This is a genomic window from Bradyrhizobium sp. AZCC 1721, assembly GCF_036924715.1.
GTDB lineage: Bacteria > Pseudomonadota > Alphaproteobacteria > Rhizobiales > Xanthobacteraceae > Bradyrhizobium.
In genome coordinates, this window is sequence record NZ_JAZHSB010000001.1 from 6309198 (window position 1) to 6328261 (window position 19064).

A 19064-nucleotide genomic window follows, 5' to 3' on the forward strand; every position below is an offset into this window, starting at 1 on the left:
CGTTCTCCCCCTGCCCTTCAACATTATCTCACGCCGCCATCGCCGATGATGGTGTACGGCGCCCAAAACAACGGATGTGCATAAGCGAATTCGGTCTTGCCGTCGGCACCAGTGTAGCCGGGGCCGTCCACCAGAGCCATCATCGCCAGCCGCAGCGCTTCACCGCGCGTCAATTTGGGATCCTGCGCCTGGCGCCTGAACAGATCGGTCACCAGTTCACGCGCCGACTGCGAGTGAACCGACCAGTTGGTCACCAGCAGCGCGCGGGTGCCGGCGTAGAAAAACGCGCGGCCGAGGCCTGAGGCGGCCTCGGCACCGGCGCCTGCTCCGGCGCCGGTGTTGCACGCCGACAGCACGACCCAGTCGGCGTCGAGCTTCAGCCCAAGGATTTCCTCCATCGTCAGCAGGCCGTCGCCATCGCCTCCGGTAACAGTGGGCGATGACAGCGCCAGCGCCGGCTGCGACAAGCCGTTCAGCTCGCCGGGTACGAGACCGTGGGTGGCGAACGCCAGCACCTTGAACCCCGAAAGATCCATCGTCTTCACCGCCTGCTCGCTGGCCTGCTTGCCGAGGTTGAGGACTTTCGACGGATCGGCCTGCAGCGCCAGCGCGATCGACTTCAACTCGTCCGACGTATCGGGCAGCCGCGGCAACATCGCCAGTTCGGCGCTGTCGACGCCATCGAGTTTCGGGCTGTTGCGCCGCTTCAGTGGACCGCCTCGCGTCGTGTTGCCGGAGGCATCGGCGACCCTCACCTTGTCGGCGTTGTCAGCCTCGGCCTCCTGTTCCTTGCTGAAGTAAGGATCGCCGAACGCGATCAGTTCGCCGCGGTTGGGCTTGCCGGGCGGCAATTGACGCAAGGTACGCAGCGCCGCGGCCGAGGGAACGGTCGTGACCGCGTGCGTCCGCGCCAGCCACGGCACATCCTTGTAGCTTGCAAACAGCGGATCGTCGTCGCCGCGGATCTCGGTCGGCGCCGTTGGCAACAGCGACAATGGCAACAGGCCGAGCGCGCCATTGGTCACCAGGATCAGATTCTTGGCTGGCTTCCATCCGCTCTCGACCGGCTGCAGCAGCAGCGAATAGAGCTCATGCGCGAGCTTGAGATCGAACGGCGGAATGTCCGAGATCATCGCCGCCTGCGGCTCCAGCGCCTCGCGCAGCTTGCGCACCTTGCTCTCGATGTCGCCGCTACTCGCCTTGATCGCAGCGAATGCGACCGGGCCGTTCTTCGGAACCGCCCAGACGAAACTGCTGCTCTGTCCGAAGTAGAACGACAGCATTGCTTCGCCATCGGCCAGTGTCGCCCTGATCTGCTCCACGGATGGCGATTTCGGCGCGACCAGGTCTGCATAAACCGGGAATCGCCGGCTGATCTCCTGGCGCGCTTTCAACCGTTCGGCGCGCAGTGCATTGATCGAGGCGTTGATCGCGTGAACGCCCTTGTCGTCGCGCTCGTGCGACGGCAGCGACAGCACGTTGTTCAGCGTTCCCAGTTGCGCATTCACCTGCTTGCCGAGGTTCTGTTCCTTGCGGACCAGTTCGGCCAGCGCCGGATCCTTGGCGGCGGCGCGCGCACTTGACGCCGCCAACGCCTGCTGCACCGAACGGCCGCGAATGGCGTCGGCTAGGCTGAAGGTTTCGACGCCGACATCGCCCGACAGGTTCTTCTCCTGCGCCAGCATGTTGAGATAGGCTTCGACGATGCCCTGCAGGCGCTGATTGCGCGCCGCCACCGCCGTGGTGTCGTCGTCATCGGCGTTCTCGCGCGACGACGCCATCAGGATCGGGATCGCCGTCCTGAACTCGCGGATCGCATCCTGGTCGCGTCCGGCCCGCATCAAGCCGATCGCCAGCGTGCCGCGCGCCGAGGCGGTATCGAGATGATTTTCGCCGACCCGGGAAATCTGCTTCTTCAGGAGCTGTTCAGCCGCGGCAATGCCGGCTTCGATTTGGCCGGAGGCATAGAGCGAGTAAATGCGCCCGCCGTTGAGTTCGAAAGCCTCTCGCCGCGCCGGCTCCCATTTCGCGATCGCCTTGTCGATCTGCGCAAAGACCGCGATCGCATCCTTTCCCTTGCGCTGCAGATTCAAGATGTTGCCGAGCTGCGACAACAACTGCACAGTCGAAAGAGAATCTTCAGCGACGCCAACCGTCCGGGTAATGTCCAGGCTCACCCTGGCCAGTTGCTCCGCTTCGGCGTAACGGCCTTGCTCGACAAGAATGCCGGCCAATCCCGCGATAAAGCGCGGCGTGGTGGGATTGTATTTGCCTTGGTTTTTCAACTGCGACAGCAGCGCCCGGCGAGCATCGACCTCGGCTTCCGCAAAGCGTCCTTGCCGCGCTTTCATTCGGGCCTGGTTCAAGATGTTGAGATCGACGGCGAGCACCATGCTGGACTCGGAAGGCGGATTCTCTGCACCCGACAACATTGGCTTGATCGCAGCGCGCTTGCGCAGCTCGCCGAGCTTGTACGAGGCCTCGGCATCGCGGAATTGCCCCCGCGCTTCGAACAGCATGGCGCGGCCGATTTCGACTTCGGCTTCCCAGTTCTGACCGTAGGTATTGTAGGTCGACCGCATGATCGGATGGCCGCTGGTTCGCGCTTCCTGGAGCAGCGGCTGGCTGCGGCGCAGGTAGGCCTCCGCCTGCGCGATATCGCCCATCTGGATCAGGATGCCGGCGATCGCGCGGTTCGCACCGACCAGGTACCCCCTGGCCCCCTTCTGGTTGGATGTCTCGCGAAGCAGCCGCTGAAACAGTTCAAAAGCCTTCTTGGGATCGCCGGCGGCCATGTACTGTTGGGCGGCAAGCGAAATCAACCTTCCCATCATGTTGGCCGAAACCGCGCCGCGGCCGACTTCGATGGCCTTGTTGGCGTCGGCGATAGTATCGGCGAGCCGGCCGAGCTGGGCCCTGGCGTTGCCGCGATCGAAGTAGAACTGCGCCAGATCTTCGCGCGATTCCTTGCCGGTCGGCTTGGTATCGGCCTCGGCCTTCAGTTTCTCGATGGTCTTGAGATCGGGCTTCTCGCTGTCCAGGATCGCGGTGATGTCGGTGATGGTTCGCGGCGGAGCGACGAATCCAGCGGGCAGCGCGCTTCCGGGCGCAACTTTCGGTGCGGCTTCGGTTGGAATAGCGACGGCGACATTGGCGCGACCATTAGCCTTGTCGAGGGCGGCCATCACGCAGGCGCGGACTTGCGGCGTCGCCTTCTGGCGACAGGCTTCGATGTTTCCCGCTCCGCCGGAGGCTCGCATGCAAGCCTGAACGATGGGCCTGCCGACCGTCATCCGGCAGCTTTCCCGGGCGGTCTCGACGCTGAGCGCCTGCGCCACCGGCGCGGTTACCGCAAGCACCGCCGTCGCGATGGCGCATCTTGACGTAGCGGCTTGGATTGCAAGGAAATTGGCAGCCCTAAAACGCAGGTGAGAATTAGTATGCGAGGACATTTAATGACCCCAATATAAACATTAACGATATGCAATAAGGAAATACTAGCAAGCCGGCCCAAGGCTGTCATGGAATTCCAAAGCCAGGCATGCAGGGACTTCTGGTCGCACCCGGAATCGTACGGGCTTTTGGGCGGAGCGGGCTGTAAAGGCCTGTGATCACGACCCAGGAACCGGCGTTGTCGGCCTTGAAAGCGTCAAGAAAACCCTTCAAGTTGCGAGGGTTGGCACAGGGTTACCGATGCGTCGCCTGCCCTGATCGGCAGGACACCTAATCAACAAGACCTTAAACACAGAAACCCGACTTCGGTTTAGCCAGATCCGGATATGTCACTGACGATGGCCCAAGGAATGAAGCGCCTCGGGATGCCGGTTGCGGCGCTGTTCGGCATGGCCGTGCTCGCCCTGATCGGAACCTCCTGGTTCATCAACCGCGACGCGTTGCGACAGGCGGTCGAGGCACAGATTCGCGCGGTTACCGGGCTCGATCTGGTCGTCACCGGCGCGATCGACGTATCGGTGTTTCCGGGCAGCTATGTCTCGTTCCACAATGTCGGGCTGAAGGGCGGCGGCACCACCGACCCCGCGCTGCAGGTCGATGTATTGACCGCAAATCTGCGCCTGCTGCCATTGCTGCTCCGCCGCTTCGAAATCGCAGACGTCATGATGTTGCGGCCGCATATCCGCGTCGTCAGAGAGGCCGGCGGCCAGAGCAACTGGACGCCGTTCGTCGAACGCATCGCGCGCACGATGAAGCCCGGCGCCGAAAACCAGGTGTCGTTCTCGGAAATCAGGATTCAGGACGGCGTGCTCAAATACGAGGATGCCGCCAACCGCGCCACCGAACAGCTCAGTGACATCGATCTCTCGCTGGCCTGGCCGTCGATCTCGCGCTCGTTCGCGGCGACCGGACAATTCGACTGGCGCGGCGAACGCGTCGACGGCTCGATCTCGGCCAGCGACTTCGTCGCGATGCTCTCGGGCGACCGCTCGGGTCTGAAGGCGCGGCTGGTCAGCGCGCCGCTGAAGCTGGCCTTCGACGGCTCCTTGGCCAACCGCACCAGCCTGATGATGGACGGCACGGTTACCGTCGACAGCGTGTCGCTGCGCAACGCGTTGCGCTGGATGGGACAGCCGGTGCCTGGCAGCGGCGGGTTCGGCCGCTTCGCGCTGAGGGCCCGCGCCAATGTCGTTGGAGCCTCGGTTGCGCTGACGAATGTGAATGTCGAACTCGACGGCAATGTCGCCGAGGGCGTGATGACGGTTGCCAATAACGGCCGCCAGACGCTGCAGGCGACGCTCGCCGCGGGCAACCTGGATTTCACGCCCTATATCTCGACCGTCCGCCTGCTTGCGAGCGGCGCGCGCGACTGGAACCGGCAATTGTTCGACCTCACCTCGCTCTCCGCCACCGACCTCGACATGCGCCTGTCGGCAGCGAGGGTGACGGTCGGCCCGACGAGACTCGGTCGCACCGCGTTCGGCGCCAATCTGCGCGGCGGCGCGCTGGCGCTCTCGGTCGGCGAAGCGCAGATGTATGGCGGCATCGCCAAGGGCTCGTTCGGCATCGCGCGTTCGGACGCGATCGCCGACGTCAAGGCGCAGTTCCAGTTCACCGATGTCGATCTGCAGACCTGCGCCAGCGAATTGTTCGGCATCACCAAGCTTTCCGGCCGCGGCAATCTCGGCGTCTCGTTGATGGCATCCGGCTCGAGCCCGTTCGGCCTTGCCTCCTCGCTCGACGGCACCGCCACGCTCACCGGTCATGACGGCGCGATCGCCGGCTTCAATGTCGAGCAGTTGCTGAAGCGGCTGGAGCGCCGCCCGCTATCCGGCGGCGGCAATTTCCGCTCCGGCACGACCCCCTACGACAACCTCATCGTTTCGGTGCACTTCAACGACGGCATCGCCACCGTCGAGGATATCCGCGTGGACGGACCGACCACGCGCCTGACGCTGACCGGCACCGCTTCGGTGCCGAGCCGCGAATACGACCTCAAGGGCGTCGCCAGCCTGACCTCGGCCGCCGCCGGCGACAAGGGCTTCGAACTGCCCTTCGTGGTGCAGGGCCCGTGGGACGATCCGCTGGTGTTTCCCGATCCGGAAAGCCTGATCCGCCGCTCGCCGGGCGCAGCGCCCCTGCTCGATGCGGTGAAGGATCGCAAGACGCGCGATGCGGTGCGCTCGGTGATCGAACGGTTTACCGGCGGAGGATCGCGGCAAGCGGTACCGGAGGCGGCGGCGGACGCGCCGGCCAATGCACCGGCGAAGGCGAATTAACGTAGGGCGGACTAGCGTCAGCGTAATCTGCCTTAACGCCCCCCGAGTTGGCGGATTGCGCCTGAGCCTGTCATCGGGCCGCGCCGTGCGCGGACCCGTTTGGCTCATCCGCCCGTCTACTGTACTGGCCTTGGTAGCTAGAAAACATAGCGACGACATCGACCAATGCGGCAGCTCCCGCCGCAATGACGATCGCCAACGTGAACGCGTGAAGGAGATACTTCTTACACGCAGGCCGCTTTTCGCGCTCGGCCGCAAATTCTTTTGCGAACGGTTTTGAGAAAACGAGGATCAATGCGGCAGCCAGACTCAGAACTCCCATTGTCGCGCCCCAGATGACGCCGACATGCACCCGGCCAGCAAAGTCCCAAAATGCAAAGGCGGCAGATCCCGCAGCAAGAAAGTAAAATGCCGCACCTGCGTATCGCGCAATTTTGCTGAACAACCAGAGGGCCCACCAAAATAACCAGCGCTGCCACCGCGTGGACCGCAAGACCAGAGCTAAAGCGTGGCAGATACCACTGCGAATAGATGAAAACGCTGCAATTCACCGCCGCGATCAAAGCCAAAAGGTAAAGCGCCGCCCTATAGCCGCATCGCTCAAACATCCAACCTCCTCCAAATTATTACGCTCAATTCCATCGCAAGCGATCTTCAGGGAATGTTGTTGCTGCGGCCACCGATGCTATGCGGCCTGTTGAGGAAGTAATCCCGATTGCCCAGCGCCGCCTCGGCATATTGATCGATTGCGACAACGATCGCCTGGACATGGGCATGGCACCATCCTTCCCGCGTCGCCCTGATCCGAACCTCCGCCAGGGCTTTTAGCCACGGCGGGTTATCTGCGTTGGGGTCGTACCATCTGAGCGGTCCTGACATCGCCGGCCTCTGTTGATGAAATCTTCCAACTCCGCCCGCTTGCGCGCGAGCAGGAGTTGCGCCTGGGCGTTATCCAGGCCGGATTGATTGAGCTGACGAGCAAGCTGATCCAGTTCGGCAATCTGCCGGCGCAGGGCCTGAATGGCATCATCGCTCACGGCGGCCTCGAGCCTTCTCCGTTCCGATTGAATCGGAACGGGGCTCTGGATTTTTTATTTGACGCGTTTTCTTGCCGCGAACCGGTTCCCATTTCGCTGGAAAACGCTCTGGCGCCCCGATCGCAGGCTTCCTGCTGACCGCACGGACATCGAGCTTCAGCCGCTCATCGACATTGAGCAGCCGCTCTTCGCCGCCGAGCCGGTTCCGCTCGCCGATGAGCCCGACCATGGTGACCCGCATGGCCATCAGACGCGTTGCTGTTTCCGAACAGTCCTCATCGCGGTTGAGCTGTTTGCGGATGTTATCCTCCGCGCTCAGCATCTCCGACCGTAAGAAGCTGATTTTCCTGCGAATTTCATTCAATTTGTTGTCCATGGGGCCACCTCGCTGCGGTAGAACCCCATAAGAACAAATAAAGAACAAATTTCAAGTTAAGAGTTCGGATCGAATCGAAGATTCTTTGGGGTTTCAGATGTCCCGGCTATCGGACCAGGTGGATGCGCCGATGACGCCGCGCCAATTGGCGGCGCTGCGCACGCTCAGCGCCGAGGCCTACCAGCCAAAACTGTTCGAGAAAAACCTGACGGCCAGGGAAGCCGAGCGGCGGATTGCCGCGCTGAAGGCGGAGATCGAATTGGCGAATTCGTTCTGAGCCGCCTGCCCGGTCCCCGTGACCGGAACGAAGGGACATGGAGCGCCGCCATAGCCCAAACCGATGCGCCACCTTCAATCCAAAACCGACCCGAGCCCGGTTTGATCCAGGAACATTGCTCTTCGCTGCGTGCTTATCCCTGAATGAAGGAAAGCCGTCATGCGGTGCCGCGTGCAGGCGTGGAGGAATTCGTTCGGGGCGTACGTTCTCGGAAGCAGGCGTGACTTCTCGGCGCGGAGCCGGTCATGAGGATTGCCGTTGTAGGAGGGACCGGACTGATCGGATCGGCAATCGTGGCTCACCTGTTCTCGCGCGGTCATTCCGTCGTTTCAATGAGTAGAAGCGACCATTCCGGCCCTGGAGCTCACAGGGTCGATATCTCCGAGGCGAAGTTGCCCGCATACTGGCTGCCGCATCTCGATGGCATCGAGGCGGTTGTGAATTGCGCAGGCGTACTCCAGGACAGCCCCGGCGATTCCACCTCAATGGTGCATCATCACGGCATCGCAAATCTCTTTGCCGCTTGCGAGCAGCTCCAGATCCGTCGCGTCATCCATTTTTCCGCCATCGGCGTCGACCGCGAAACCCCGAGCGATTTTTCCCGATCCAAATTGGCCGGCGACAAAGCGCTGATGGAGCGCGATCTCGATTGGGTCATCTTGCGGCCTTCCGTGGTGATCGGCCGCGCGGCCTATGGCGCCAGCGCGCTGATGCGAGGCCTGGCGGCGCTGCCCGCCATTCCCGTGATGCCGAACACGGGACAGCTCCAGATCGTCCTGCTTGAGGACGTGGTACGGACCGTGGAGCACTTTCTCGACCCGGCCGCGCCCGCGCGGCAGATTATCGAACTGGTCGGCCCGCATCGCTATTCCTTCAGCGCGGTCGTTGCGCTGTTCCGCCGCTGGTGCCGTTGGCCGCCGGCGCGGGAGCTGCACCTGCCGCGGTTCGCTTCCAGCCTCATGTACAAATTCGGCGACATGGTTTCATATCTCGGCTGGCGGCCGCCCGTACGCCGCACCGCCGAACGGGAGATCGGGCGCGGCGCCGTCGGCAATCTCGAAGACATGCAGCGGCTCGGGCTGCATCCCAAAAGCCTTCCGGAATTCTTCGCCTCTGAACCGGCCTCCGTGCAGGAACGCTGGTTTGCCGGCATGTACCTGGTCAAGCCCGCGATCTTTGTCGTTCTATCCCTGTTCTGGCTCTCGACCGCGTTTGTCTCGCTGGGGCCCGGCTGGGGTTATGGCATGGGCCTGATGGGCGAAGGCGGCGTGGAAGGAACGGCTGCGGCGGTGACGATCATCGCGGGCGCCCTGGCCGATCTGGTGATTGGAATTGCGATCGCCTACAGGCCGACCAGCCGCTACGGCCTCTATGCTGCCATCGCGATTTCCTTCACCTACGCGATCATCGGCACCATCCTGGTGCCGCGGCTCTGGGCCGATCCGCTGGGGCCGATGCTGAAGATCTGGCCGATCATCGTGCTGCATTTCGCGGCGCTGGCCGTGCTCGAGGACCGGTGATGCTGTATTTCGTTCTCAAATATCTCCATGTCGTCGGTGCCGCCGTGCTGCTCGGCACCGGCGCGGGCATCGCCTTCTTCATGCTGGCGGCTCACCTCGGCGGCAAGCCGGCCGTGATCGCAGGCGTCGCCCGCATCGTCGTGATTGCCGACTTCATCTTCACGGCGACCGCCGTCGTCGTGCAGCCCATCACCGGCACGCTGCTCGTGCTGAACGTCGGCTATTCGTTCTGGGACGGATGGATCGTCTGGTCGATCGTGCTGTACGTCATCACCGGCGCGCTGTGGCTGCCGGTGGTGTGGATGCAAATGCGCCTGCGCGACCTCGCCGTGATCGCAGCGGCGGAAGGCAAGCCGCTGCCGATAGAATATCACCGGATTTTTTGGCTATGGTTCGCGTTTGGCATTCCGGCGTTCACCGCAGTGGCGATCATAATGTGGCTGATGATCGCCAAACCGCAGATCGGGGTTTTCTGAAATGCGCCGGCAATCGACGAGGACATTGAGCGAAGCGATAGCCGCGGCTTTCATCTCCGCATCTTGGCTCGCTCATTAGGGCGCTGAACCTAGCTAGCGCCTTCGACGCCAGGCGCTGAGCCAAACTCCCCGGCTTCCGGCATCCGAGGACGCAAAAATGATTGAACCAAAATGGTTGAACCAAAATGCCCCCGCGTGCGCAGACATCTTTGCCGCATTTGCGCCCTGAATATCCCCCTACAGAAGTTTGCATCGCCCCATCTGGATCGCGCCGCGCGCATGGGCTAGTCTTTTATCCAACCGGTTAACAAGCCGGCGTTTTCAGGGAGAACAACGTGATATCCAAAAAACTAGGTGGGCTTTCACTTGCGGTCGCTGCGGTCGGGCTGTTTTACGCCACTGCACCCGCACTGGCCCAGCAAAAGACCATCACCGTCTGGTTCGGCAAGGGCTTTTACAAGTCCGAGGACGACGCGCTCTTGGAGGCGATCAAGAAATTCGAGGCCAAGACCGGCATCAAGGTCGAACTGTCGCAATACGCCATTCAGGACATGATCCCGAAGACGGTGGCGGCGCTGGATTCGGGCACTGTGCCTGATGTCGCCTATTCCGACAGCTATGACGTGCAGGCGCAGGGCAAGTGGGCCTATGAGGGTAAGCTCGAGGATCTCTCCGATATCCTGCTGCCGATGAAGTCGGCGTTCGCGCCGAACACGCTGGAAACCGCGCTGCTCTATAACGACGTCGCCAAGAAGAAGGGCTATTACGGCTTTCCGCTGAAGCAGCAGAGCATGCACGTCCAGATCTGGAAGGACATGCTGGAACAGGCCGGCTTCAAGGAAAGCGACATCCCGACCAAATGGGAGGACTATTGGTCCTTCTGGTGCAACAAGGTGCAGGCCGCCAGCCGCAAGGCCACCGGTCAGCGCGTCTATGCCGTCGGCCAGCCGATGGGCGTGGAATCCACCGACTCGTTCCAGTCGTTCTACACCTTCATGGACGCCTACAACGTCAAGCTGGTCGATGACGACGGCAAGCTCCTGGTCGACGATCCTAAGGTGCGGGAAAACCTGATCAAGGCGATGAAGGATTACACCGACACGTACATCAAGGGCTGCACGCCGCCCTCCTCCACCACCTGGAAGGATCCGGACAACAACGTCGCCTTCCACAACAAGACGATCGTGATGACGCACAACTTCACGATCTCGATCGCGGCGAAATGGCTCGACGACGCCAACAACCCGGCGCTGACGCCGGAGCAGCGCGCGCTCGGCAAGAAGAACTACGATGAGACCATCATCACCGCGTCCTTCCCCAACAAGCCGGACGGCACGCCGATCAAGTATCGCTCCGACGTCAAGACCGGCCTGATGTTCACGGTCGCCAAGAACAAGGCGGAGGGCAAGGAGTTCATCAAGTTCCTGCTGCAGGAGGAGAACGTCCGGCCCTATATCGAAGGCGCGCTCGGCCGCTGGTTCCCGGTAACGACAGCCAGCCAGCAGAGCCCGTTCTGGCAGGCTGACCGGCATCGCAAGGCGGTGTACAATCAGTTCACGGGCGGCACCACGCCATTCGACTTCACCAAGAACTGGAAGTTCACGATCTTGAACAACGAGAACGTCTGGGCCAAGGCGATGAACCGCGTGGTGAGCGAGAAGGTGCCGGTCGACAAGGCCGTCGACGAACTGATCGCCCGCCTCAAGCAGGTCGCGGGTTAGCGTAAGCAATGCCGGCCGCCGCGAACGTATGGTGCTTGTCGTCCCTGCGAAAGCAGGGACCCCCGCGTGAGCGCTTGCGCTCATCGCGAGGCCGCGGCGGTCGTTTTGCAAAATGCCGGTCGACGACCTTGCGCAATAACAACGACCTGTGGTTATGGGTCCCTGCGTTCGCAGGGACGACGGCGTAGCGACGGCCGGCCTCTCGCTCCAAGAGTATACGTATGGCAATCACGCTTTCGGGCGATCAGGCAATTCCAAGCCCGCCTTTGTCAGCCCGGCTGACCACACCGCAGGTCTGGGGCATCGTGCTGCTCGCCCCCTATCTGCTGGTGTTCATGGCCTTCGTGGTCTATCCGGTCGGCTACGGGCTGTGGTTGGCGCGGCATCCGGCGAGCTATGTCGCGCTCTATCACGACCCGATCTTCGCGCGCGCCGCCGTCAATACGCTGATCTTCCTCCTGGTCGGCATCAATCTGAAAATGGCGATCGCGCTGTTCCTATCCGGCTTCTTCGCCCAGCAGCGCACCTGGATCAAATGGCTGTCGGTGCTGTTCATCCTGCCCTGGGCGGTGCCGTCGATCCCGACAATCCTTTCCGTGCGCTTCATGCTCAATCCGGAATGGGGCGTCATCAACCAACTGATCTTCAAATTCACTGCCGAGGACGGCCCGAACTGGCTGAACGATCCGAGCGTCGCGCTCGCCATGGCGATCGGCGTGCACATCTGGAAATCGCTGCCGTTCTGGACGCTGATCCTGATGACCGGGCGACTAGCGATCTCGCACGATCTCTACGAAGCCGCCGAAGTCGACGGCGCGAGCTGGTCTCAGAAATTCCGCTACATCACCTGGCCGTCGATGCAGACGCTCTATATCACCTGCACGCTGCTCTCGATGATCTGGACGCTGGGCGATTTCAACAGCGTCTATCTGCTCACCGGCGGTGGCCCTGCCGACCTCACCCACGTACTGGCCACGCTCGGCATCCGCTATCTCCGGCTCGACCAGCTCTCGCTCGCGATGGCCTCCATCGTCTGCGCGCTGCCGTTCGTGTTGCCGCTGGTCTATTTCATGATGAAACGGTTGTCGCGATGAAGCTGCCAACACTCCGCGAGATCGGCACCGAAGCAAAATTGCTCCTGATCGGCATCCCCGTGCTGATCTGGACGCTCGTGCCGATCTACCACATGTTCCTGTTCGCGATCTCGCCGAAGGAAGACGCGTTTTCCGGCAAGCTTTGGCCCACGCATCCGACGCTGAACAATTTCAAGATCGTGTTCTACCAGGAGCACTACTTCCTGCGCGATTTTTGGATCCAGTTCTTCAATTCGGTGGTGATCGCCCTTTCGGCGGGCGCGCTGACGCTCTTGATCGCGACCGCCGCGGCGTTCTCGATCTCGCGGCTGCGCGTTCCCGGCGGGCGCTGGGTGATGAATCTGGCGCTGTTCACCTATTTCATCCCGGCGGCATTCCTCGCCGTGCCGATGTATCGCACCATGGGCAATTACGGCCTCCTCAACAATCACTGGTCGCTGATTCTCGCGATGGTGACGATCGCGTCCCCTTACGCGATCTGGGTTTTGAAGCAGGCGTCCGACAAGCTGCCGGTCGAACTTGATGAAGCCGCCACCATGGACGGCGCTACCACCCTGCAACTGTTCCGGCTGGTGTATGTGCCGCTGATGATGCCCTCGCTGGTGGCGATCGGCACCTACGCGATCCTGCTCGCCTGGAACGAATATCTCTACGCGTTCCTGCTGCTGTCGAAGGATACCGAGATCACGCTCCCCGTGGCGCTTGGCAACTTCCTGGCCGCCGACGACTCGCCCTGGGAATTGCTGATGACCACCGGCTTCATCTACGCGCTGCCGCCGGCCGCGATCTATTACGCGTTCAAGCGCTACATGGTAGGCGGACTGACGGCCGGCGCGGTGAAGTCGTGACTACAGCGGCGCCGCGCTCTTAGCCTCCGAGCTCGACAGCTTCGCAGCGAGCGAAGCGAGCACGATGAGCACCGCGATCAGCGCGATCACCATGGTGCAGATCGCGTTGATCTCCGGCTTTACCCCCAGCCGCACCTCGGAATAGATCCGGATCGGCAGCGTTGCCGAGCCGGGGCCGGTGGTGAAGCTTGCGATCACGACATCGTCGAGCGAGAGCGTGAAGGCCAGCATCCAGCCTGCGGCAATGGCAGGCACGATCAGCGGTAGCGTCACCCGAATAAACGCCTGCACCGGATCGCAACCGAGATCCATAGCGGCCTCTTCCAGGCTGCGATCGAGCGAAGCGAGGCGCGACTGCACCACCACGGTGACGAAGCACATCGTCAGCGTGGTGTGCGCGATCGTCACGGTCCAGAAGCCGCGCTCGGCGTTGAGCGCCACGAACAACAACAGCAGCGACAGCCCTGAGATCACCTCGGGCATCACCAGCGGCGCGTAGAGCATGCCGGAAAACAGCGTCCGCCCCCTGAAGCGCTCGCCGCGAACCAGCCCGACTGCCGCGAGCGTGCCGAGCAGCGTTGCGATCGTGGCCGATACCGCGGCGACGCGAAGGCTCATCCATGCCGCATCCAGCATCGCGCGGTCGTTGAAGAATTCATGATACCAGCGCAGCGACCAGCCGCCCCACACCGTGACCAGCCGCGAGGCGTTGAAGGAATAGATGACGAGGATCACGATCGGCAGATACAGAAACGCCATCCCCAGCGCGAGCGCGGTGATGTTGAATGGCGAGATCCTGCCGATACGTTGCGCCATCATCGATCGCCCTCCAATGTGCGGCGCTGCAGCCGGTCGTAGAGCAGTAGCGGCGGCACCAGCAGCACCAGCAAGGCGACCGCGGCGGCGGCGGCGACTGGCCAGTCCTTGTTGGTGAAGAATTCGAGCCACAGCGTCTGGCCGATCATCATCGAACCGGAGCCGGCCAAAAGATCGGGGATCACGAATTCGCCGATGATCGGAATGAAGCACAGCAGCGCGCCGGCGCCGACCCCAGGCAAGGACAACGGGAACGTCACCAGCCAGAACGCCTGAAGCGGCGACGAACCGAGATCGCTTGCGGCTTCCAAAAGCGAGGGGTCCATCTTCGAAAGCGTCGCGTACAGCGGGAGGATCATGAACGGCAGATAGGAATAGACGATGCCGAGATACATCGCAGTATCGGTCGAGAGCCACACCACCGGCGACGAGACCAGATGCAGCGCGAGTAGAATTTTATTGAGCAGCCCGTCATGCTGCAAAATATTGATCCAGGCATAGATGCGGATCAGGAACGAGGTCCAGAACGGCACGATCACCAGCATCATCGCGATCGGCTGCCAGCGCTGCGGTAGCCGCGCCATGCCATAGGCGATCGGATAGCCAATCAAGAGCAGGATCAATGTCGAGGTTACCGCAACAACGACGCTGCGCAAATAGGAGCTGATGTAGAGGCTGTCCGAGATCAGCAGCCTGAAACTATCGAAGGACAACTGCGCGAAGGCCGCGCTGATCGCAGCCCATCCTTCGGAGAAATCGAACACGGGCACATAGGGCGGCTGCGCGATCGCGGTCTGCGACAGGCTGATCTTCACTACGAACCCGAACGGCACCAGGAAGAACAGGACCATCCACAGGTAGGGCGCGATGGCGGCATACCGCGCCGGCTGCGCGAAGATGCGGCGCGTGCTCATCGCTCCAGCACCACGCAATCGTCGGGCGTGAACCACGCCACCACGCGCTGACCGGCGCTCAAAGTGTCGATATCAAGCCGCGCAGTATTGGCGATCGACGAGCGTACCACCGCGCCGGAATCGAGCTTGATCTTGTAGACGGTCGAGCCGCCGAGATAGCTGACATCGGCAACAACGCCCTCGAGCCGGTTGATTGCCTGCAAGGTGCCCGTATCCGATGCCGGGCCGCGGCGCGACAGCTTGACCTTCTCGGGGCGTATCGCGACCGAGACCACCGTCTTGCCGACGAGATCGCGCGGCTCGGCGACCACGATGCTTCCGCCGTCGCGGGTCGCAATCGTCAGGCGATGGTCTTCCTGCGAGGTGACCTCGCCGTCGAACACATTGACGTCGCCGACGAACTGGGCGACCCAGCGCGAGGCGGGCGCCTCGTAGAGATCGCGCGGGGTAGCGACCTGTTCGAGCCGGCCGGCATCCATGACGCCGATCCGATTCGCCATCGTCATCGCCTCTTCCTGGTCGTGGGTGACGACAATGAAGGTCATGCCGAGGCGGCGCTGCAGTTCCATCAATTCGAGCTGCGTGCTTTCACGCAGCTTCTTGTCGAGCGCCGCCAACGGCTCGTCAAGCAGCAGGACCTTGGGCCGCCGGGCCAGCGAGCGCGCCAGCGCCACGCGCTGCTTCTGGCCGCCGGAAAGCTGATCCGGCCTGCGCTTCTCCATGCCCTCGAGCTTGACCAGCGCGGCCATCTCGCCCACGCGGGTATCAATGGCGGCGCGCGCCATCCCGGCGCGCTTCAGGCCGAACGCGATGTTGTCCCAGACCGAGAGATGCGGAAACAGCGCGTAGTTCTGGAACATCATGTTGACGGGCCGCTCATGCGGCAGCACCGGCGCGATATCGCGGCCACCGAGCAGGATGCGGCCCTCGTCCGGGGTTTCGAAACCGGCAAGCATCCTGAGCAGCGTGGTCTTGCCGCAGCCGCTCGGGCCCAATAGCGCAAAGAACTCGCCTGCGTTGACGTCGAGCGAGAGCCGGTCCACGGCGCGGAAACTGCCGAATTTCTTGGATACGCCTTCGATGCGGAGCAGCGGCGTGTCGCCGGCCGGCGCCATCGGCGTCGCCTGCGCTACAGCCGTGTTGATTTTCGCTGTGTCGATCTCAGGCGATTGCCCGCTCATGTCATTTGCCTGCGCCATCATGGCCGCACGCTAGCGGCGGATCGCCATCCGCTCAACCGGCCCGGAACAAGCAGCCACAATATTCTGGATGCAGCTCCCGTCTCTGGTAAGGTTCGGAATTCGCAGAAAGCCGGCCGCCGCGCGCGATGGGAATGATCGGGAGAGATTGATGACCGTTCGAAATTTGGTGGCAACGACGGCGATCTCTTGCCTGCTCGCCAGCTCGGCCGCCGCCCAGGAAGCCATCGTCACCTACAAATCGCTGAGCCCCGAGGTGGCGCTCGATCTGGCGCGCGCGACGCTGGCGGATTGCCGCAAACGCGGCTTTCAGGTGTCGGTCGCCGTGGTCGATCGCTTCGGCGTGACGCAAGTATTGCTGCGCGACCGCTTTGCAGGTCCCCACACGGTGTCGACCGCTTCGGGCAAGGCGTGGACGGCCGTCAGCTTCCGCACCAGCACAACCGAACTCGTTGCCAACAGCCAGCCCGGGATGATGCAGTCCGGAATCCGTGATCTGCCGGGCGCAGTCATCATCGGCGGTGGGCTGACGGTCGAAGCGGCAGGTTCGCTGGTGGGCGCTGTCGGCGTCTCCGGGGCTCCCGGCGGCGACGAGGACGAAGCCTGCGCCAAAGCAGGCATCGATGCCATACGCGACAAGCTCGACTTCTAGACCTGACGATGTCATCGCACGCCCCTAGGACAAGAACGATGAACCGCGACAGATATGACCTCCCGCTGACAACCGCCTCGGATCGCGCCGCGGCGCATTATCGCGAAGGCGTCGACTGCATGCTGTCGGCCTGGCACGGTGCCGAGGACGCCTTCGACAAGGCGATTGCGGAAGATCCCGGCTTTGCGCTGGCGCATATCGGCCGCGCCCGGCTGCATCAGCTCAACATGGAGGGCAGCAAGGCGCGTGCCGTGGCGGCGCAGGCCCGTGAACTGGCCGCCGGCGCGAGCCCGCGCGAAAAAAGCCATGTCGAGATCATGGCCGCCGTGATCGAGAGTAAGCCGAAGGTCGCGGTGACCGGCGCCGAGGCGCATCTCGAAGAGTATCCGCGCGACGCGCAGGTGCTGTCGATCCTGCTCGGCGCGTTCGGTCTCTACGCGTTCTCGGGCCGTCCCGATCACGATGCGGCCAAGCTCGCGATCTGCGAACGCCACGCACGCCATTATGGCGAGGACTGGTGGTTTGTCAGCTACCTCGGCTGGTCGCACACCGAGGCGGGAAATCTCTCCACTGGCCGGACGCTGTCCGAGCGCGCGATGGGGCTGCGATCGGCCAACGCCAACGCGGCACATGGTCTCTCGCATGCGATGTTCGAGCAGGGCGACATGGAGGCCAGCCGCGGCTTCCTTTCGCAATGGATGCCGGCGCATGAGCGCCAGAGCTTTCTGCATGGGCACCTGGCCTGGCACGGCGCGTTGACATTGCTCGACGCCGGCGATCCCGACGGCGCGCTTGCGATCTACGAACAGCATATCAAGCCGGCGGCCGGCCATATCCGCCGCTGAACATCTTCACCGACGGCGCCTCGCTGCTGTGGCGGCTTGCGCTGGCCGGCCAGACCGGACTGGAGGCGCATTGGCAGGATATCGCCGCCTATGGCGAAAAGTACTTTCCGCAAGCCGGCGCGCATTTTGCCGACGTCCATTTTGCGCTGGCTGCCGCAATGACCGGCAGCGATGCGCTGGAGACGCGATTGGCGCAGCTCGAAGCACGCGCAGCCGACGGCAAGCTGTTGCCGGGGCAGGCCGCCATCGACCTCTGCCGCGGCATCCGGGCGTTTGCGGAAGGCGACAATGCGGAGGCAATCCACCTGCTTGAGCCGACCCTGGCCGAGTTGACGCGGATCGGCGGCAGCCACGCCCAGCGCGAATTGTGGGAGGACACGCTGATCGTGGCGTACCTTCGCGCCGGTCGCGGCGAAGCGGCCGCGAGCCGCATCTCGGCCCGGCTTGACCGTAGGCCTTCGGCGCGTGACGAGGCCTGGTCGCGGCAAGCGCAGCGAAACTAGGCGAGGTCAAGCAGGTCGCGACGATCAGCCACGTCGCTCGACGGCAAACACCTCGATTGCCGCCGCCCGTCCCCGCAAGCGAACTTCGCCGAGCGCTTCGACGGCGAAAACCGGCTTCAGCTTCATGTGGCGCAGCAGGTCGGAAGACACCAGCAAGTTCCGGCCAACCTCCTTGCAGTGCTCCTGCAGCCGCGCCGTCACGTTCACGGTATCACCGAAATAGGCAAGCTGGCGGCGTGAGCTGCCGCACTCGCTGATCACCACGTAACCGGCATGCAGGCCAGCGCGGAAGCTCGGCACCATGCCGAACTCCTGCCGATAAGAGTCAGCTTTGTTCGCTATGCTGTCGGCAATCGCGAAGAAGCATTCGATGCAGCGGGCCCCCGACATCCTGTCATCGAGCGGCCACGTCACGATGACCTCATCGCCGACATAGGCGTGAACCTCGCCGCCATGCGCGACGATCGCACCATCGATGTCGAAGAAGAAGCGGGTGAGCAGGCCCTGCACGCGCAGTTCGCCCATCGTCTCCGCGAGCGAGGTCGAACCTGCGAGATCGAGAAACATCAGCACGCGCGCTTCCCGCACCGGGCTTCGGTATCGCCCGAGCGCTACGTTGAACAGCACGCGGCTGCCGACCAGCCGTGTCAGTTCGAAGGTTGACAGGACGATCAGGGATGCGAAGAAGCTAAACGCAACGACAATGGGAAACTTCTCAATCAGCCACTTCGTCTCGATCCATTCCCAGTACAGTGCCGCCTGCAAGACCAGCGCCGCGCTCGCGACCACGATGGCCATGGTCGCTGAGCGCACCGCCAGATCCATCAGCAACGGCCATTTGCTGATCCACGCACTTCGTCGCGACGTGAAGTAGAGATGAACACCCCAGGCGGCCAGCGTGATGCCCATCCCATGCAACATGCTCCGGAGATAGTACGGCAACGTTGCTTCGATCGGATCGTCAATGAAATAGCGATAGGCTATTCCCCCGAGCAAGCCGATGATCGCCAGGAAAACGGTTGGCCTGATCACGCCCCGCATGTCGCACCCATTC

At 62.8% G+C, this 19064-nt stretch carries 18 protein-coding genes; 10 read left to right on the plus strand and 8 right to left on the minus strand.

Going from position 1 to position 19064, the window contains the following annotated elements:
- Positions 1–23: 23 nt before the first annotated feature.
- Positions 24–3293, minus strand: a complete 3270-nt coding sequence (locus tag V1273_RS30115; protein WP_442894173.1) for a CHAT domain-containing protein — start codon at positions 3291–3293, stop codon at positions 24–26.
- A 498-nt stretch (positions 3294–3791) separates the two neighbouring features.
- On the opposite strand from V1273_RS30115, the gene V1273_RS30120 reads away from it, so the two are divergent.
- The gene (locus V1273_RS30120; RefSeq protein ID WP_334412291.1) at positions 3792–5732 is read left to right on the plus strand and encodes an AsmA family protein; all 1941 of its coding nucleotides are present in this window, start codon (positions 3792–3794) and stop codon (positions 5730–5732) included.
- Positions 5733–5802: 70 nt separating this feature from the next.
- On the opposite strand, the gene V1273_RS30125 is transcribed toward V1273_RS30120, so the two are convergent.
- The 3 genes from V1273_RS30125 to V1273_RS30135 all read right to left on the minus strand — a co-directional run bounded on the left by V1273_RS30125 (position 5803) and on the right by V1273_RS30135 (position 7145).
- Positions 5803–6177: a hypothetical protein gene (locus V1273_RS30125; RefSeq protein WP_334411777.1), complete on the minus strand. Its 375-nt coding sequence runs from the start codon at positions 6175–6177 to the stop codon at positions 5803–5805.
- Positions 6178–6556: 379 nt separating this feature from the next.
- Positions 6557–6769, minus strand: a complete 213-nt coding sequence (locus V1273_RS30130) for a hypothetical protein (protein WP_334365019.1) — start codon at positions 6767–6769, stop codon at positions 6557–6559.
- Positions 6759–7145 (minus strand): hypothetical protein, encoded by a 387-nt coding sequence (locus V1273_RS30135; protein WP_334411778.1) that lies wholly within the window; start codon positions 7143–7145, stop codon positions 6759–6761. Before V1273_RS30135 ends, V1273_RS30130 begins: the two co-directional genes overlap by 11 nt.
- A gap of 97 nt (positions 7146–7242) precedes the next feature.
- Here V1273_RS30135 and V1273_RS30140 point away from each other — a divergent pair, with 97 nt between their 5' ends.
- The 6 genes from V1273_RS30140 (at position 7243) to V1273_RS30165 (ending at position 13081) form a co-directional block, all read left to right on the plus strand.
- Positions 7243–7422, plus strand: a complete 180-nt coding sequence (locus V1273_RS30140) for a DUF3072 domain-containing protein (protein ID WP_334411779.1) — start codon at positions 7243–7245, stop codon at positions 7420–7422.
- Positions 7423–7667: 245 nt separating this feature from the next.
- Positions 7668–8942: an SDR family oxidoreductase gene (locus V1273_RS30145; RefSeq protein ID WP_334411780.1), complete on the plus strand. Its 1275-nt coding sequence runs from the start codon at positions 7668–7670 to the stop codon at positions 8940–8942.
- A complete protein-coding gene (locus V1273_RS30150; RefSeq protein ID WP_334365024.1) occupies positions 8942–9418 on the plus strand; it encodes a DUF2269 family protein in 477 nt (158 codons plus the stop codon). The genes V1273_RS30145 and V1273_RS30150 overlap by 1 nt, the downstream gene beginning before the upstream one ends.
- A 335-nt stretch (positions 9419–9753) precedes the next feature.
- Positions 9754–11139: an ABC transporter substrate-binding protein gene (locus tag V1273_RS30155; protein WP_334380181.1), complete on the plus strand. Its 1386-nt coding sequence runs from the start codon at positions 9754–9756 to the stop codon at positions 11137–11139.
- A 221-nt stretch (positions 11140–11360) separates the two neighbouring features.
- Positions 11361–12233: a carbohydrate ABC transporter permease gene (locus V1273_RS30160; RefSeq protein ID WP_334411781.1), complete on the plus strand. Its 873-nt coding sequence runs from the start codon at positions 11361–11363 to the stop codon at positions 12231–12233.
- Complete coding sequence (locus V1273_RS30165) at positions 12230–13081, plus strand: carbohydrate ABC transporter permease (RefSeq protein WP_334365028.1); 852 nt, start codon at positions 12230–12232, stop codon at positions 13079–13081. The genes V1273_RS30160 and V1273_RS30165 overlap by 4 nt, the downstream gene beginning before the upstream one ends.
- Here the strand turns inward: V1273_RS30165 and V1273_RS30170 are convergent, their stop codons facing one another.
- Genes V1273_RS30170 through V1273_RS30180 form a run of 3 tightly spaced genes read right to left on the minus strand, consistent with a single transcriptional unit; the run spans position 13082 to position 15992 of the window.
- Positions 13082–13900: an ABC transporter permease gene (locus V1273_RS30170; protein WP_334380180.1), complete on the minus strand. Its 819-nt coding sequence runs from the start codon at positions 13898–13900 to the stop codon at positions 13082–13084.
- On the minus strand, positions 13897–14811 hold the full coding sequence (locus tag V1273_RS30175) for an ABC transporter permease (protein WP_334411782.1): 915 nt from the start codon (positions 14809–14811) through the stop codon (positions 13897–13899). Before V1273_RS30175 ends, V1273_RS30170 begins: the two co-directional genes overlap by 4 nt.
- Positions 14808–15992 carry an ABC transporter ATP-binding protein gene (locus V1273_RS30180; protein WP_442894121.1) on the minus strand — a complete coding sequence of 395 codons (1185 nt, stop codon included), beginning with the start codon at positions 15990–15992 and terminating at the stop codon, positions 14808–14810. The genes V1273_RS30175 and V1273_RS30180 overlap by 4 nt, the downstream gene beginning before the upstream one ends.
- Positions 15993–16161: 169 nt before the next feature.
- On the opposite strand from V1273_RS30180, the gene V1273_RS30185 reads away from it, so the two are divergent.
- From V1273_RS30185 to V1273_RS30195, 3 genes are all read left to right on the plus strand, one after another.
- Positions 16162–16662, plus strand: coding sequence for a GlcG/HbpS family heme-binding protein (locus V1273_RS30185; protein ID WP_334411783.1), 501 nt, complete (start codon positions 16162–16164; stop codon positions 16660–16662).
- A gap of 38 nt (positions 16663–16700) precedes the next feature.
- Positions 16701–17507 carry a hypothetical protein gene (locus V1273_RS30190; RefSeq protein WP_334411784.1) on the plus strand — a complete coding sequence of 269 codons (807 nt, stop codon included), beginning with the start codon at positions 16701–16703 and terminating at the stop codon, positions 17505–17507.
- Positions 17508–17665: 158 nt separating this feature from the next.
- Positions 17666–18010: a hypothetical protein gene (locus tag V1273_RS30195; RefSeq protein ID WP_334411785.1), complete on the plus strand. Its 345-nt coding sequence runs from the start codon at positions 17666–17668 to the stop codon at positions 18008–18010.
- A gap of 24 nt (positions 18011–18034) precedes the next feature.
- Here the strand turns inward: V1273_RS30195 and V1273_RS30200 are convergent, their stop codons facing one another.
- Positions 18035–19051 (minus strand): adenylate/guanylate cyclase domain-containing protein, encoded by a 1017-nt coding sequence (locus V1273_RS30200; RefSeq protein ID WP_334411786.1) that lies wholly within the window; start codon positions 19049–19051, stop codon positions 18035–18037.
- Positions 19052–19064: the final 13 nt, after the last annotated feature.

Excerpts from the sequence above, each read along its gene's own strand:
- V1273_RS30165 (WP_334365028.1), top strand. The coding sequence starts at position 12,230 with ATGAAGCTGCCAACACTCCGCGAGATCGGCACCGAAGCAAAATTGCTC.
- V1273_RS30115 (WP_442894173.1), bottom strand. The coding sequence starts at position 3,293 with ATGACGGTCGGCAGGCCCATCGTTCAGGCTTGCATGCGAGCCTCCGGC.
- V1273_RS30170 (WP_334380180.1), bottom strand. The coding sequence starts at position 13,900 with ATGATGGCGCAACGTATCGGCAGGATCTCGCCATTCAACATCACCGCG.
- V1273_RS30135 (WP_334411778.1), bottom strand. The coding sequence starts at position 7,145 with ATGGACAACAAATTGAATGAAATTCGCAGGAAAATCAGCTTCTTACGG.
- V1273_RS30140 (WP_334411779.1), top strand. The coding sequence starts at position 7,243 with ATGTCCCGGCTATCGGACCAGGTGGATGCGCCGATGACGCCGCGCCAA.
- V1273_RS30200 (WP_334411786.1), bottom strand. The coding sequence starts at position 19,051 with ATGCGGGGCGTGATCAGGCCAACCGTTTTCCTGGCGATCATCGGCTTG.
- V1273_RS30195 (WP_334411785.1), top strand. The coding sequence starts at position 17,666 with ATGACCGGCAGCGATGCGCTGGAGACGCGATTGGCGCAGCTCGAAGCA.
- V1273_RS30180 (WP_442894121.1), bottom strand. The coding sequence starts at position 15,992 with ATGAGCGGGCAATCGCCTGAGATCGACACAGCGAAAATCAACACGGCT.
- V1273_RS30150 (WP_334365024.1), top strand. The coding sequence starts at position 8,942 with ATGCTGTATTTCGTTCTCAAATATCTCCATGTCGTCGGTGCCGCCGTG.
- V1273_RS30190 (WP_334411784.1), top strand. The coding sequence starts at position 16,701 with ATGAACCGCGACAGATATGACCTCCCGCTGACAACCGCCTCGGATCGC.
- V1273_RS30185 (WP_334411783.1), top strand. The coding sequence starts at position 16,162 with ATGACCGTTCGAAATTTGGTGGCAACGACGGCGATCTCTTGCCTGCTC.
- V1273_RS30120 (WP_334412291.1), top strand. The coding sequence starts at position 3,792 with ATGGCCCAAGGAATGAAGCGCCTCGGGATGCCGGTTGCGGCGCTGTTC.
- V1273_RS30175 (WP_334411782.1), bottom strand. The coding sequence starts at position 14,811 with ATGAGCACGCGCCGCATCTTCGCGCAGCCGGCGCGGTATGCCGCCATC.
- V1273_RS30145 (WP_334411780.1), top strand. The coding sequence starts at position 7,668 with ATGAGGATTGCCGTTGTAGGAGGGACCGGACTGATCGGATCGGCAATC.
- V1273_RS30160 (WP_334411781.1), top strand. The coding sequence starts at position 11,361 with ATGGCAATCACGCTTTCGGGCGATCAGGCAATTCCAAGCCCGCCTTTG.